The sequence below is a fragment of the Bacteroides propionicigenes genome, assembly GCF_018390535.1.
Taxonomy (GTDB): Bacteria; Bacteroidota; Bacteroidia; order Bacteroidales; family Bacteroidaceae; genus Bacteroides; species Bacteroides propionicigenes.
Genome location: NZ_JAHBBW010000001.1, coordinates 164,541 through 177,516 on the forward strand (window position 1 = coordinate 164,541; position 12,976 = coordinate 177,516).

Genomic DNA, 12,976 nt, shown 5'->3' on the forward strand with positions numbered 1-12,976 from the left:
GCTACCAGTATCTTTCGTTCATGTTTCCGTACAGCCCCATGATGCGGTCGAGGTCGTTCTTCTTTTTCGCACGCAGGTAGCTCACGGAGATGTTCTTGTTCGTGTAGTAACTTACGAGGTTGCGGTAACGCTTCATCTTCGAGTGGCAGCGTTCCACCACGTCCATGCGCTCCTTGTCGGTCATGGAGAGCGTGGTGATGTTCACCACATTCTTCAGTTCCGTCAATACTTCGTTGCTCTCTTCCAGCAGTTTCGTGTAACCGAAAGCGATTGCCGACAGCTCTTCTGGTCTGAAATTTCCATCACGGAGCATCCTTTGGAAACTGTTTACATAAATGTCGGTGATGTCGCCTACCATCAGGATGGTCTGCTGCACCTTGCGGGCGTCCTTGACGAGATTGTTCACCGATTTGAGAGCATCGTAATACTTTTTGCCCTGCTGATAGATTTTCACCGTTTCCTGAAAGTTGCTCACCATGTTCGTGGCAGTCTTGGAGGTATGGATGATGTTTTTGGAGGCATTGATGATACCCTGCGCCAGATTGCCCGGATCGCTTACGACCCACTGTGCGCTTGCCCTGCCTGCGAAAAGCAGGCACAGGCAGATAATCATTGTTATTCTTGTTCTCATGTTACTTTGGATTTTAGTGGTTGTTATTCTTCTGTCGGGTGTCCCGGCTGCGGTTTCACCCGCACATAGTCGCCGCCCGGCGAGAAGGTCAGCACGTCCGTGGCCTCGTTATAGGACACGTCGATGCGGAAGCCGGTGTTCATGAACAGGTTGCCGGTTTTCTCCTGCAAGAGATAGGTTTCCGGTTTCAGCTTGCGGCGCAGACCGCTCCGGCGGAACACCGTCACCTTGTAGGCTTCGCCCTCCTTGTAGATAAGCACGTCGGGCTTCCCCTCCACGCTCTCCCAGTTCCCGCACAGCATATCACGGCGGTTGTCGGCCACGTCGCAGGATTGCAGCATCATGACCGCCAATCCGATCAGACACTTGCTGACTTGCAGCATTTTCACTTTTGGTAAATTCATATGCGTTTTCCTTTTTTTGTTGATACATTCTGTTTTAGTTATTCCTTGTTCCTCCGCCTTTCGGCAAGCTGCCGGATGGCGGCTTCGATGTCACCGCCCAGCTTCTCCGCCAGACGGTAAACCTCCACTTTTTCCGTTTCTTCGGTAGTGTACGCCAGATACTCTTCTGCACTGACCTCGGTGGCATAGACCGCCGATTGTGTGCCACCCAAGCCTATCCACACCTCCTTGTAGAGCCGTGAAGGGTTGTTCGCCATGTTGATGGAGAGTATCTGCGACTTCTCCTTTTCCGTCAGTCCGAGCAACGCCTGTATCTGGTCGAACTTGTTCATATACTTGCGCTGGTCGAGAAGTATCTTGCAGTCGGAGTTGTTGATGATGCTCTCCTTGACCACCGGAGAACTGATGATGTCGTCCACCTCCTGCGTCACCACGATTGCCTCGCCGTAATATTTTCTGACCGTCTTGTACATATAACGTAGGTATTCAGCCATGTTTGCCGAAGAGAGGGCCTTCCAAGCCTCCTCCACGATAAGCTGTTTCCGCACCCCTTTCAGCCGCCGCATCTTGTTGATGAAGGCTTCCATGATGATGATAGTCACGACGGGGAACAGTTCGCGGTTCTCTTTTATACTGTCAATCTCGAAGACGATGAACCGCTTGCCGAGCAGATCGATGTTCTCCGTGGAGTTGAGCAGGAAGTCGTAACGTCCGCCCCGGTAATACTGCCGCATGGTGGTGAGCATGTTGTCGATGTTGAAGTCGGACTTCTCCACCTTGATGTCGCGCTGCGCCAGTTCCGTGCGGTAGTCGTCGCGCATATACTCGTAGAAAGTGTTGAACGACGGCACGATGCTACGGTCGGATTGGATACGCTCGATGTAGGCACTCACGGCACTGCCCAGTTCGCCGCTCTCCGTCTTCGTCACCTTGTCGTCCTCCGATTTCCAGAGCGTAAGAAGCAGGGTCTTGATGCTGTCCTTCTTCTCCACATCGAAGATGTAATCATCGGTGTAGAACGGGTTGAATGATATGGGCTTCTCTTCCGTGTAGGTGAAATACACGCCGTCCACTCCGCCTGTCTTGCGCCGGATCATGCCGCACAAGCCCTGATAGGAGTTTCCCGTGTCCACCAATACCACATGTGCGCCTTGCTCATAATATTGGCGCACGAGGTGGTTCATGAAGAACGACTTGCCGCTGCCCGAAGGACCCAGCACGAACTTGTTGCGGTTGGTCGTGATACCCCGCTTCATCGGAAGGTCGCTGATGTCGAGGTGCAGCGGTTTCCCTGTGAGCCTGTCCACCATCTTGATGCCGAAGGGCGAGAGCGAGCTGCGGTAGTTGGTTTCCTCCGTGAACAGGCACACCGCCTGTTCGATGAAAGTGTGGAAACTCTCTTCCGCCGGGAAGTCCGCCGCATTGCCGGGTATCGCCGCCCAGTAGAGTGTAGGGCAGTCGATGGTGTTGTGGCGCGGCACGCACTCCATGCTTGCCAGCTGGCTGCCCACGTCGTTCCTTATGTGCTTCAGTTCCTCCGCGTCGTCGCTCCACGCCATGACGTTGAAGTGCGCCCGTACCGAGGTCAGCCCGTAGGACCGGGCTTCGTTCAGGTATTGGTCTATCCACTCGCGGTTGATGCTGTTGCTCCTTGAATAGCGTGAGAGCGACTGCATGTTACGGGCGGACTTCTCGAACTTCTGCAAGGCTTCCTCGCTGTTATTTATCAGCACATACTGGTTGTAGATATGGTTGCAGGAGAGCAGCAGCCCCACCGGGGAGGCGAAGGAGAGGCGGCAGTCGCTCCGGTCGGTGGAGAGCTTCTCGTAACGGGTGTCGGTAGCCACCTTGCCCGGCAGGTCTTCCGCGTCGGAGAGGGTGTGCAGACACAGGCGGTTGTCGCCGATGCGCATCTCCCTTGCCGAAAGTTCGATGTCCTGCAAGGTGATGTCACCTTCCGGCATGAGCGAGAAGTAGCGTTCTACCAGCCCCGCCTTACCCTCCGTCCCCACAATCTCGTCGGTGGAGAGGCGGCGCAACCTGACAAGCCCGCTGTCGTTCATGATACGCTCGAACTGTTCGCAGGCTTCCATGAACTTGGTCGTGGTTTCCCTGTCCAGCTCTTTCGGGATGATGTGCCCTCGGCACAGCGTGCTGAAGTTGCTCTGCATCCGGCTACGCTCCTTCGTCGTCTTGGTCAGGTAGAGGTAGCAGGTGTGTTTCAGGTACGGACGCTCGTTGAAGTGACGCTCGAAGCTCCGTGAGAGGAAACTCATGTCGTCCTTCTGAAGCTCCGGCTTGTAGCGTTCCTTGATAAACCAGTCCTGCTTGTGAACGACGGAGTAGTCCGGCAGCACCTTGATTGCCTTGCACCAGCAGCCGTGTATCGCCTCGTACTCCGCGCCCGTCACGGTGTAAAGCTCCGGCAGCTCCACCTCGAAAGCCACCGTGATGTCGGCGTCCTTTGAGATGATGCAGCCATGCTCCACCGCAAGCAGGGGAAACTTGTTTTCCAGTGTTGTCATTTTTGATGTATTCCTCATGTCGTTTCTTCCTTTCGTTGTCGTTTGAACAGACGGGTTATCCGCCGCCGGTTGATAAGGTATCGGGGATGGCTCCGTGACGCTCCCAATTTCATCAGCCCGTGTTCGCCGTACCGGGCGTTCAGCGCGAAGGTCTGCCACACAAGGAGGGAGGACGATGCCGCGCCGAAGCCGATACATATCCACTGGTCGATACCGACCATGTAGAGGATGACGAACAGGACGAAGAGAGCCAGCAGACCTCCGCAGAAAATGAAGAGGTACTGTGCCTTCAAGCCCTTGAACTCTACCGGACGGCCGATACCCTTGTTTACCGGGTATTCAGCCATACATTATTACATTAAAGGAAGAATGAGCGCAGGATGGTGGCGGCTACAATCAGGAAGATACACGCGCCGAACCAGCTTGCTGCTGTTTTTGAGGTGTCGGGGTCACCCGATGAGAATTTTCCGTACACTTTCACGCCCCCGATAAGCCCGACGACCGCGCCGATGGCGTATATCAGTTTAGTTCCGGGGTCGAAATACGAACTCACCATAGAGGTGGCTTCGTTGATGCCCGCGATGCCGTTTCCTTGCGCGAAAGCGGAGGCGGTTGCGGCGATGAAAAGTGCCGCGGATAGGATTGCTTTTCTGTTTTTCAAGATGTTCTTGTTCATGAATTGTCCTTGTTTTTTGCCGTCGAAAGGGTGGATAGTCCTTTGTCGGGCGGTTGTTACTCTGTTACTTTACTTTGGTTTTAGTGGATGCCCGTTTGTTTCCACAGACGTGGGCGTGTCCGTTGCGGACGGGATACGCCTTGCGTTTCCTTGCCGCGTGGGTTGATGTCACTATTTCATGTCCATTCCTTTTTCAGTTGTCATACATAGTTTCGGATGTCGAAATCCTCGATGTTGTCCGGCACGATGAACTCCTTTTCGGGTTTCTTCAGCCGGATCTCGATAAGCCCCTTGATGCGGATGCCTATCTCCGAAGAGCCTTCCATCATTTTCTCGTACAGCTCCGTGCCTTCCATGTCGGTGAACACCTTCGCCGCCTTTTCACGTTCCGCCTGTGTCGCGTCCGGGTTCATGGCGGTCTTGCAGGCGTCGTCAATCTCGTCAAAGCTGCTGCCCGAAGCCCGTGGCGTGTCCGAAGCGTCTTCATCCGGTTCGTCCTCCCCGTATCCCAGTTCCTCCGGCGGCATGCTCGTGAAGGTCTCATCGAGCTTTTCCTCCGGGACTTGCGCCGGGCGGGACGCGGTTTCCGTGTTTCCGTCGTCAAAAGTAGCCTCTTCCTCCGACAGCTCAATGCCTTTTTCCAAAGTGGCGGCTTCTTGCGCCGGTATGGCAGCGATTGTCCGGGTGGATGCCATTTTGAAACGGCTCTTGCCGATGATGTCCCCCTTTGCCGTGGAAACTTCCTCATGTGCCGCTACGCTCTTTGGCCCATTCCTGTCCAACGACCGCCATAATCCGGCGATGCCCTTGAAGAAGCGGACAAGCCGCATGTCCATGATGCGCTCGTAAAGGAGCAGGAACAGGAACCATAGGTTGCAGCCGACCGATACCGCCAGCAGAATGTCTGTCATGCTGATTGTTTCATTCATATACTTCCGGTTTTAGTTAGAATACTGAATTGTAATTCCGGGCGTAAAGGCTCTTTATAGCGTCCTCGCACTGGTTGAAGTGGTGCGTCAGCACATGGTCGATGTAGGCGGACAGTGTAAGCCTATCATGCCCGATTACACGGGTGATGCGCATGATACGCTCGTGGTACTCCGGACGCACATACGCCATCTTGCCCTCCCGCGCCTTTACTTCCGGGTCGCGGATGAATAGACGTTCATAGTCCTTCTCGCAGCATTTGCCGCTCACCGGGACGGGCGACAGTATTTCCACGCTCGCCTGCACTTGGGCAAGCATGCCTCCGCAGTCCTGCTGCGGTCTTTTTTCATTCGGTGTCATTTCTTTTTCCATTTTCAAATCAGATCTTCACGTTGTTTCTTGTACAGTTCGTTGATTCTCTCCTTGTGCTGTTCCAGATGCTGGCGCAGCACGGTATCCACATAGCCGCCCACAGAGATTTCCCCTCCGGCGATGTCGTTCACGATTTTGAGGATCTTGCCGTGTACGTCGCGGCTGATATAGACACACTGGCGGGTCTTTATCTCGTTGCGGCGCAGGAACAGCTCGTTATAGTCCTCGTCCTGCCTTTTCCGGCGGCCGCCTTCCCTCTGCGCTCTCTCCCGTGTCACGGGTTGAGCCGGTGGCGGCTCCGGTGCGGCGGTGTCCTCTCCGGTCGGTACGGCTGCGGGGTCTTCCTGCGCCGGGCGTAGTGTCCCGTCCTGTGTGCGCCGCCCGATAGATGCCAACAGCAGTTCCTCGTCGATGCCTTCCGTGTTTACTTTCCTGCTGCCCATGCTCACTGCGGTCTGATGATGTCGCTTATCTCTTCGGAAAACTCACGGATGCCGCTCCCTTTCAGCAGTGCCGTGTCCATCGGGAAGATGGTGGAGCGGAAAACGCTCTTGCGCTCTTCCGAAAGGTCGCGGCGGAACTTCTTGCTGTCGGGCAGGCGGGTGGAAAGCACCGGGAAGCCCATTTCGGCTATCACTTCCTCGTAGATGCCGTACAGGTCGTTCCTCTCCCTGCCGTCCACCATCGTCCAGAACAGATGCAGCCCCTTTGTTTTCGCTTGCCCGGTTGTCATCAGCCTGTCGCGGAACATCGTGACGAATTTCAGGGTACTTTCCACGACAAAGCGGTCGGCACTCAGGGGCGTGAAGATGTAGTCCATCTGCGAGAGCGTCTTTATCACGCCGTTGCTCCGGAGTGTCCCCGGCATGTCGAAGAAAACCACGTCGGGCTTCACGACCTCGGCGGCGATCATCCTTTCCGCATCGTCGAGGGCGTTCACCGCGTTGCTCTTGATGACCGGATAGGCGTTCTTCTTTATCTTGCGGAAATGGTCGCACGCGAGAGCCTTGAAGTAGATGCTCCTGCCGATGAGTGCCGTCTCATGTTCGCGCAGGCCGTGGATGCTGTGCTGCGGGTCGTCGCAGTCCACGACGGCGACATTGTAGCCTTTCACGTTGTGCAGGTAGCTGGCGGCGAGTGCCGTGACGGTGGATTTGCCGATGCCACCTTTCTGTGTTGCGAATGCAACGAAGATTTCCTTACTCATGGTTCTATTCAGTTTAATTGTTGATGATTTTGTTTTCTGTTTACATGCGAATTGAATTACCGCATTATCCGTTTCCGTGAACAGGCACACGGGCGGGTCACCGCGTATCCGGTTCTGCGGTGAAGCGGTGCGGCGGACAAGTGATGAATGACGACACTGCGTCATGAAGTCATTGAATCCATGCGTCACCGAATTGTCGGACAACCGGGTTTCCGACGGTTCGGGTATCCGTTTCGGCAAGTGTCCGCCGAAGCGGTTGTCCGGGTATTTGAATATTCCTTTCCTCATATCTTCAAACCGTTAGTTTCTTGAATCATGCTGCAAATAAACAAGTATATTTTTGAACTTGTATCACTTCCCAAGCAAGTGGCGGCATGTTGCGCCGGTTGGCAGCCATTGGCCGGGTCAAGTATCTGTTCGTTACCGCTTTAAGAGCGTAACTTTGCACCCGGACGGCAGGGTTCGCCGATGGCGCGCGGCCCGGAGTCCTGAAAGGTATTTTCCCAATCCGTCCCCTGACGGATTTTTATGTTCACCTGAACATAGCAAGGTATGTTTTCAGCCGCTCAAAATATTTTGAGCATCCCGGAAAACGCCTTGCCCTTGCAGGGGGCGGGCTTTCCCTCCGAAGTCGGGAAGCCTTTCAGAACTGCGGTGCCGTGACCCGAAGCGGCGGCTTATGCCGTCAATCCGCTAAATCCAAAGTAATATGAAAGAGAAAAGGAAAAGCAAAGCAGGGAGAAATCCCAAACTTGATCCGGCGGTGTACCGGTACACCGTCCGTTTCAACGAGGAGGAACACAACCGTTTCCTCGCCATGTTCGGAAAATCGGGTGTCTATGCGCGGTCGGTTTTCCTCAAAGCGCACTTCTTCGGACAGCCGTTCAAGGTGCTGAAGGTGGACAAGACGTTGGTGGACTATTACACCAAGCTGTCGGATTTTCATGCGCAGTTCCGCGCCGTAGGTACGAATTACAACCAAGTCGTGAAGGAACTGAGGCTGCATTTTTCAGAGAAAAAGGCGATGGCGTTGCTCTATAAATTGGAGCAACACACCGTCGAACTCGTGAAACTGAGCCGTCAGATTGTGGAACTGTCAAGGGAGCTGAAAGAGCAGCGAGAGCAGAGCCAAACTTGTTTGGACTCTGCCGAGTCGCGTTTGAAGAAGAGTGAAACTCAAATGGAGGCGAAATGGTCGCAAAAATCAGTGTAGGCAGCTCGTTGTACGGCGCGATTGCCTACAACGGGGAGAAGATTAACGAGGCACAGGGGCGGCTTCTCACCACCAACCGCATCTATAATGACGGTTCGGGGAAGGTGGACATCGGCAAGGCGATGGAGGGCTTCCACACCTTCCTGCCACCGCAGATGAAAGTGGAGAAACCGGTGGTGCATATCTCGCTCAACCCGCACCCGGAGGATGTGCTGACCGATGCGGAATTGCAGGACATCGCCCGCGAGTATCTGGAAAAGCTCGGTTTTGGCAACCAGCCTTATCTTGTATTCAAGCACGAGGACATCGACCGTCACCATCTGCACATTGTGACGGTGCGGGTGGATGAGAACGGGAAATGTATCAGCGACAAGAACAACTACTACCGCAGCAAGCAGATTACTCGTGAGCTTGAAAGGAAATACGGGCTGCACGATGCGGAGCGCAGGAACCGCCGTCTTGACACGCCGCTATGTAAAGTGGACGTATCGGCAGGCGATGTGAAGAAGCAGGTAGGCAATACCCTGAAGGCTCTGAACGGGCAGTACCGTTTCCAGACGATGGGCGAATACCGTGCGCTCCTTTCCTTATATAATATGACGGTGGAGGAAGCGAGGGGTAACGTGCGCGGACGGGAATATCACGGGCTGGTCTATTCCGTCACGGACGACAAGGGCAACAAGGTCGGCAACCCGTTCAAGTCCTCGCTTTTCGGGAAGTCCGCAGGCTATGAAGCCGTGCAGAATAAGTTTGCCCGTTCCAAGCTTGAGATTAAGGACAGGAAACTCGCCGACATGACGAAACGCACCGTCCTTTCCGTGCTGCAAGGCACTTATGACAAGGACAGGTTTGTGTCCCTGCTCAAAGAGAAAGGCATCGACACCGTGTTGCGCCATACGGAGGAAGGGCGCATCTACGGGGCTACTTTCATCGACCACCGCACGGGGTGCGTGCTGAACGGCTCACGCATGGGCAAGGAGCTTTCGGCGAATGCCTTGCAGGAACATTTTACCCTGCCATACGCAGGACAGCCGCCGATACCGCTATCCATCCCTGTGGATGCTGCGGACAAGGCGCACGGGCAGACCGCATACGACCGTGAAGACGTATCGGGCGGAATGGGCTTGCTCACTCCCGAAGGTCCGGCGGTAGATGCCGAGGAAGAGGCTTTCATCCGGGCGATGAAGCGCAAAAAGAAGAAAAAGCGCAAGGGCTTGGGTATGTAATCGGAGTATCAACAATTAAAAAATCAATGTATGTCACAACAAGAAGACGATTTGAGGGCATTGGCGAAAATCATGGATTTTCTGCGTGCCGTGAGTATCATTTTAGTGGTCATGAACGTGTACTGGTTCTGCTACGAAGCCATCCGGCTGTGGGGCGTGAACATCGGTGTGGTGGACAAAATCCTGATGAACTTCGACCGCACGGCGGGGCTGTTCCATTCCATACTGTACACGAAGCTGTTTGCCGTCCTGCTGCTTGCCCTGTCCTGTCTGGGTACGAAGGGTGTCAAGGGAGAGAAAATCACTTGGAGAAAAATATGGACGGCACTCGCCATCGGGTCCGTGCTGTTTTTCCTGAACTGGTGGATACTGGCTCTGCCGTTGCCGGTCGAAGCGGTGACGGGGCTGTATATCATTACCATCGGTACAGGCTATGTCTGCCTTTTGATGGGCGGTCTGTGGATGAGCCGTCTGTTGAAACACAATCTGATGGAGGATGTTTTCAACAATGAGAACGAGAGTTTCATGCAGGAAACAAGGCTCATCGAAAGCGAGTATTCGGTCAATCTGCCCACACGCTTCTATTACAAAAAGCGTTGGAACAACGGCTGGATCAATGTGGTGAATCCCTTCCGTGCGTCCATCGTGTTGGGTACGCCGGGCAGCGGCAAATCCTACGCAGTGGTGAACAGCTTTATCAAGCAACAGATTGAAAAGGGCTTCTCAATGTATGTGTACGACTTCAAATTCAGTGACTTGTCCACCATAGCCTACAACCATTTGCTGAACCACCCGGAGGGCTACAAGGTGAAGCCGAAATTCTATGTGATCAATTTCGACGACCCGCGACGCTCACACCGTTGCAATCCCATACACCCGGATTTCATGGAGGATATTACGGACGCTTACGAGAGTGCCTACACGATAATGCTCAACCTCAATAAAACGTGGGTGCAAAAGCAGGGCGACTTCTTCGTGGAGTCACCTATCATTCTGTTTGCCAGTATTATCTGGTATCTCAAAATCTATCAGAACGGGAAATACTGCACGTTTCCCCATGCCATCGAGTTTTTGAACCGCCGTTACGAGGATATTTTTCCGATACTGACTTCCTATCCCGAACTGGAGAATTACCTTTCCCCGTTCATGGATGCTTGGCTCGGAGGGGCTGCGGAGCAGCTCATGGGGCAGATAGCGTCGGCAAAAATTCCGCTTTCGAGGATGATTTCCCCGCAGCTCTACTGGGTGATGTCGGACAGCGAATTTACGCTGGACATCAACAATCCCGAAGAGCCGAAAATCCTATGCGTGGGCAACAATCCCGACCGTCAGAACATTTACGGGGCGGCTCTCGGTCTGTATAACTCCCGTATCGTGAAACTCATCAACAAGAAGGGGATGCTGAAGTCGTCGGTCATCATCGACGAGCTGCCCACGATATACTTCAAAGGGTTGGACAATCTTATAGCTACCGCCCGAAGCAACAAGGTTGCCGTGTGTCTGGGCTTTCAGGATTTCAGCCAGTTAGTGCGCGACTACGGCGATAAGGAAGCAAAAGTCGTGATGAATACGGTCGGTAACATTTTCTCCGGGCAGGTGGTAGGAGAAACGGCAAAGACACTATCGGAGCGGTTCGGGAAGGTGTTGCAGAAACGGCAGTCTATCTCCATCAACCGGCAGGATGTTTCCACCTCCATCAACACGCAGATGGACGCGCTTATCCCGCCGAGCAAGATTTCCGGGCTTACGCAGGGTATGTTTGTCGGTTCGGTGTCCGACAACTTCAACGAGCGCATCGAGCAGAAGATTTTCCACTGCGAGATTGTGGTGGATGCCGAGAAGGTGAAGCGGGAGGAAAGTGCCTACAAGAAAATACCTGTCATTACCGATTTCACGGACGAGGACGGAAACGACCGCATGAAGGATACGGTGCAGGCGAACTACCGGCGCATCAAGGAAGAGGTGAAGCAGATTGTGCAGGATGAACTGGAACGCATCGCAGGCGATGACAACCTGAAGCACCTGTTGCAGTAGAAATAAAAAAACAGAGGTGGCGGAAAATATCTCCGTCACCTCTTAAAATGAAGAACGCCTCCCAAGTATGCTGTCTTACGATGCGCCCAGGAGGTTTATTGTATTGCTTCTCTTTTTGTTTTTCCGCACCTGTAAACAGGCACTTTTTTCATTTCCAAATCGGCTCTTCTTTCCAGCGGTTGAAGAAGCCTATCTTGTAGATGGGCACATCCGCATACTCCTCAAACAATGCCAGCAGTTTCTCTTTGAACGTATGCCCCTCGTCTATGGCATTGCAGAGATATAACATTGCCGTAATCACATAGAACGGTTTTTTCTGCTGTACCTCGGTCAATGGACGGGAAAGCCATGTCATTCGCGGATTATGAATTTCACAAGGCCGTTTGACCATGTTCCGACTCCATATTCTGGAATGGTGCGCGATTATGTTGCGCATATATGAAATGGCTTCAAGCCATCCCGAAAGTTCATTGTGTAGATTCAGCCCCATATCATTGGCTATTGCTGATTTTTCGGGCAGTTGGTGGTTAAGGTTCTTGTATATCTTGGAAAGTGTGCCGAATGTGGCCACTTCAAATATAATCCACGCATCCGGGTGTTCGTCAAGCGTCTTTTCACCGCTTGCATCAGTCACAAGGTGCTTGCGCCTGTAGTCTTTCACAAAAATCTCATTGCTCCGTAAGAATTCTTCTATCAGTTCTTTGAGGTGCTGTGTGTGAAAAGCGACATCAGCAAACAATCTCTGGGGCGTGGCAAGGAATTTTTGCATCTTCCTGATGAAAGACAGGGCCTTGCTGATGTAGGCGGCAATCTCTTTTCTTTCTTCTGATAGATTGCGCACGGGATGGTGCTGCAACTCGATTTCGATGTAAGCAAGCGCGATAATGGTAAGGTTCGCATCCATGCCGCCGTTACACAGTTCAATCACTTGGGTGGCGAAAGCCGTATATGCCGTTTCCATATTGCAGTCACCGGCTTCGTTTATCAGGCGGAAGAAGTCGGTTTCCGCCAGCAAGAAATAATTCATGGTTCTGTCAATTTTGAAAATTACACTTTGTTTTCTGCGTGCGCACATAAATATAATTGGCAAAACATGTGTCAGAAAGCAAAAAATCCGGCACCGGCTTTTTCAAGGTGCTGGAATTCAGTGGTATAAAATTCAATATTTTTCCAAAGGAATGAATTTATACGGGATTAAATTGTTCATAATCAGAACATTTCTTCTATTTCCGAAAACAAAATTGTATGACTGCCGTACATTTTGGCTGTCTTGCTTATTTGTCAAGGGTGTAGATACTTCGGCATACACCGTTAGGATAGCTTTTCACAGAGGAAAGCGTCCAGTGTTGCTTTGGCAGAGCCGATTTGAAAAAATGCCGCCCACTTCCTAAAATGAAAGGAACGTTGTATAGTATGATTTCATCCACAGCGTGCATACGCAGTAGTCCGTTTATATAATCTGCCGTATCCGGTGTGGCTTCCGCGAGGTAACGGATGTTTGTGCCGTCTTTTCTCCATTCGTGCAGCATTGAAATGGAATAGTCCGGTGTCACACGGTAAAGGGCTTTCTTCCTGATTTCATCAAGACCGCAACGGTCAAGGCACAAATCCTGATGTGTTTTATCATATAACTCTGAAGAAAGACATCCGTCCATCGTCAGTACAGCGAGAATCTGAACTTTACCCATAATCGTTTCTTTTCGTTAGGCAAGGGTAAAAAAGTAGCGTGCAATTCACACTACCTTCAAGCGATGGCTCTGG

The 12,976-nt window shown here is 52.7% G+C and carries 15 protein-coding genes; 4 read left to right on the forward strand and 11 right to left on the reverse strand.

Annotated features, from left to right (window positions below; all coding sequences use genetic code 11):
* Position 1: 1 nt before the first annotated feature.
* The 9 genes from KG118_RS00710 to KG118_RS00750 all read right to left on the reverse strand — a co-directional run bounded on the left by KG118_RS00710 (position 2) and on the right by KG118_RS00750 (position 6,907).
* Positions 2-631 (reverse strand): DUF4141 domain-containing protein, encoded by a 630-nt coding sequence (locus KG118_RS00710; protein ID WP_025072698.1) that lies wholly within the window; start codon positions 629-631, stop codon positions 2-4.
* A 23-nt stretch (positions 632-654) separates the two neighbouring features.
* A complete protein-coding gene (locus KG118_RS00715; protein ID WP_004371724.1) occupies positions 655-1,035 on the reverse strand; it encodes a DUF3876 domain-containing protein in 381 nt (126 codons plus the stop codon).
* 38 nt (positions 1,036-1,073) lie between these two features.
* On the reverse strand, positions 1,074-3,578 hold the full coding sequence (locus tag KG118_RS00720) for a TraG family conjugative transposon ATPase (protein ID WP_004371723.1): 2,505 nt from the start codon (positions 3,576-3,578) through the stop codon (positions 1,074-1,076).
* The gene (locus KG118_RS00725) at positions 3,575-3,907 is read right to left on the reverse strand and encodes a DUF4133 domain-containing protein (RefSeq protein WP_004371722.1); all 333 of its coding nucleotides are present in this window, start codon (positions 3,905-3,907) and stop codon (positions 3,575-3,577) included. The genes KG118_RS00720 and KG118_RS00725 overlap by 4 nt, the downstream gene beginning before the upstream one ends.
* 11 nt (positions 3,908-3,918) lie before the next feature.
* Complete coding sequence (locus tag KG118_RS00730; RefSeq protein WP_004371721.1) at positions 3,919-4,236, reverse strand: DUF4134 domain-containing protein; 318 nt, start codon at positions 4,234-4,236, stop codon at positions 3,919-3,921.
* A gap of 200 nt (positions 4,237-4,436) precedes the next feature.
* Positions 4,437-5,165, reverse strand: coding sequence for a hypothetical protein (locus KG118_RS00735; protein WP_004371720.1), 729 nt, complete (start codon positions 5,163-5,165; stop codon positions 4,437-4,439).
* A gap of 16 nt (positions 5,166-5,181) precedes the next feature.
* Entirely contained in the window at positions 5,182-5,535 is a 354-nt protein-coding gene (locus tag KG118_RS00740; RefSeq protein WP_004371719.1) for a DUF3408 domain-containing protein, read from the reverse strand.
* A 2-nt stretch (positions 5,536-5,537) separates the two neighbouring features.
* Positions 5,538-5,978 carry a DUF3408 domain-containing protein gene (locus KG118_RS00745; protein WP_004371718.1) on the reverse strand — a complete coding sequence of 147 codons (441 nt, stop codon included), beginning with the start codon at positions 5,976-5,978 and terminating at the stop codon, positions 5,538-5,540.
* Between the two features lie 2 nt (positions 5,979-5,980).
* Positions 5,981-6,907: a ParA family protein gene (locus tag KG118_RS00750; RefSeq protein ID WP_249671443.1), complete on the reverse strand. Its 927-nt coding sequence runs from the start codon at positions 6,905-6,907 to the stop codon at positions 5,981-5,983.
* Between KG118_RS00750 and KG118_RS17385 the strand changes: the two genes are divergently transcribed.
* From KG118_RS17385 to mobC, 4 genes are all read left to right on the forward strand, one after another.
* The gene (locus KG118_RS17385; RefSeq protein WP_240051527.1) at positions 6,906-7,046 is read left to right on the forward strand and encodes a hypothetical protein; all 141 of its coding nucleotides are present in this window, start codon (positions 6,906-6,908) and stop codon (positions 7,044-7,046) included. The two genes, KG118_RS00750 and KG118_RS17385, sit on opposite strands and share 2 nt — an antisense overlap.
* Positions 7,047-7,451: 405 nt before the next feature.
* Positions 7,452-7,955, forward strand: a complete 504-nt coding sequence (gene mobA / locus KG118_RS00755) for a conjugal transfer protein MobA (protein ID WP_004371716.1) — start codon at positions 7,452-7,454, stop codon at positions 7,953-7,955.
* A complete protein-coding gene (gene mobB / locus KG118_RS00760; RefSeq protein ID WP_008125997.1) occupies positions 7,934-9,181 on the forward strand; it encodes a conjugal transfer protein MobB in 1,248 nt (415 codons plus the stop codon). The genes mobA and mobB overlap by 22 nt, the downstream gene beginning before the upstream one ends.
* 30 nt (positions 9,182-9,211) lie before the next feature.
* The gene (mobC, locus tag KG118_RS00765; RefSeq protein ID WP_004371714.1) at positions 9,212-11,215 is read left to right on the forward strand and encodes a conjugal transfer protein MobC; all 2,004 of its coding nucleotides are present in this window, start codon (positions 9,212-9,214) and stop codon (positions 11,213-11,215) included.
* A gap of 148 nt (positions 11,216-11,363) precedes the next feature.
* Here the strand turns inward: mobC and KG118_RS00770 are convergent, their stop codons facing one another.
* Together KG118_RS00770 and KG118_RS00775 are read right to left on the reverse strand one after the other, a co-directional pair.
* On the reverse strand, positions 11,364-12,242 hold the full coding sequence (locus KG118_RS00770) for an Abi family protein (RefSeq protein ID WP_213388332.1): 879 nt from the start codon (positions 12,240-12,242) through the stop codon (positions 11,364-11,366).
* 247 nt (positions 12,243-12,489) lie between these two features.
* A complete protein-coding gene (locus tag KG118_RS00775; protein WP_004371710.1) occupies positions 12,490-12,903 on the reverse strand; it encodes a dihydrofolate reductase family protein in 414 nt (137 codons plus the stop codon).
* Between the last annotated feature and the right edge of the window lie 73 nt (positions 12,904-12,976).

What these genes read in the sequence shown, in the direction of transcription:
- KG118_RS00720 (WP_004371723.1), bottom strand. Translation starts at nt 3,578, where the DNA reads ATGAGGAATACATCAAAAATGACAACACTGGAAAACAAGTTTCCCCTG.
- KG118_RS00715 (WP_004371724.1), bottom strand. Translation starts at nt 1,035, where the DNA reads ATGAATTTACCAAAAGTGAAAATGCTGCAAGTCAGCAAGTGTCTGATC.
- KG118_RS00750 (WP_249671443.1), bottom strand. Translation starts at nt 6,907, where the DNA reads ATGACGCAGTGTCGTCATTCATCACTTGTCCGCCGCACCGCTTCACCG.
- mobB (WP_008125997.1), top strand. Translation starts at nt 7,934, where the DNA reads ATGGTCGCAAAAATCAGTGTAGGCAGCTCGTTGTACGGCGCGATTGCC.
- mobC (WP_004371714.1), top strand. Translation starts at nt 9,212, where the DNA reads ATGTCACAACAAGAAGACGATTTGAGGGCATTGGCGAAAATCATGGAT.
- KG118_RS00735 (WP_004371720.1), bottom strand. Translation starts at nt 5,165, where the DNA reads ATGAATGAAACAATCAGCATGACAGACATTCTGCTGGCGGTATCGGTC.
- mobA (WP_004371716.1), top strand. Translation starts at nt 7,452, where the DNA reads ATGAAAGAGAAAAGGAAAAGCAAAGCAGGGAGAAATCCCAAACTTGAT.
- KG118_RS00710 (WP_025072698.1), bottom strand. Translation starts at nt 631, where the DNA reads ATGAGAACAAGAATAACAATGATTATCTGCCTGTGCCTGCTTTTCGCA.
- KG118_RS00745 (WP_004371718.1), bottom strand. Translation starts at nt 5,978, where the DNA reads ATGGGCAGCAGGAAAGTAAACACGGAAGGCATCGACGAGGAACTGCTG.
- KG118_RS00775 (WP_004371710.1), bottom strand. Translation starts at nt 12,903, where the DNA reads ATGGGTAAAGTTCAGATTCTCGCTGTACTGACGATGGACGGATGTCTT.
- KG118_RS00730 (WP_004371721.1), bottom strand. Translation starts at nt 4,236, where the DNA reads ATGAACAAGAACATCTTGAAAAACAGAAAAGCAATCCTATCCGCGGCA.
- KG118_RS00740 (WP_004371719.1), bottom strand. Translation starts at nt 5,535, where the DNA reads ATGGAAAAAGAAATGACACCGAATGAAAAAAGACCGCAGCAGGACTGC.
- KG118_RS00725 (WP_004371722.1), bottom strand. Translation starts at nt 3,907, where the DNA reads ATGGCTGAATACCCGGTAAACAAGGGTATCGGCCGTCCGGTAGAGTTC.
- KG118_RS00770 (WP_213388332.1), bottom strand. Translation starts at nt 12,242, where the DNA reads ATGAATTATTTCTTGCTGGCGGAAACCGACTTCTTCCGCCTGATAAAC.
- KG118_RS17385 (WP_240051527.1), top strand. Translation starts at nt 6,906, where the DNA reads ATGAAGTCATTGAATCCATGCGTCACCGAATTGTCGGACAACCGGGTT.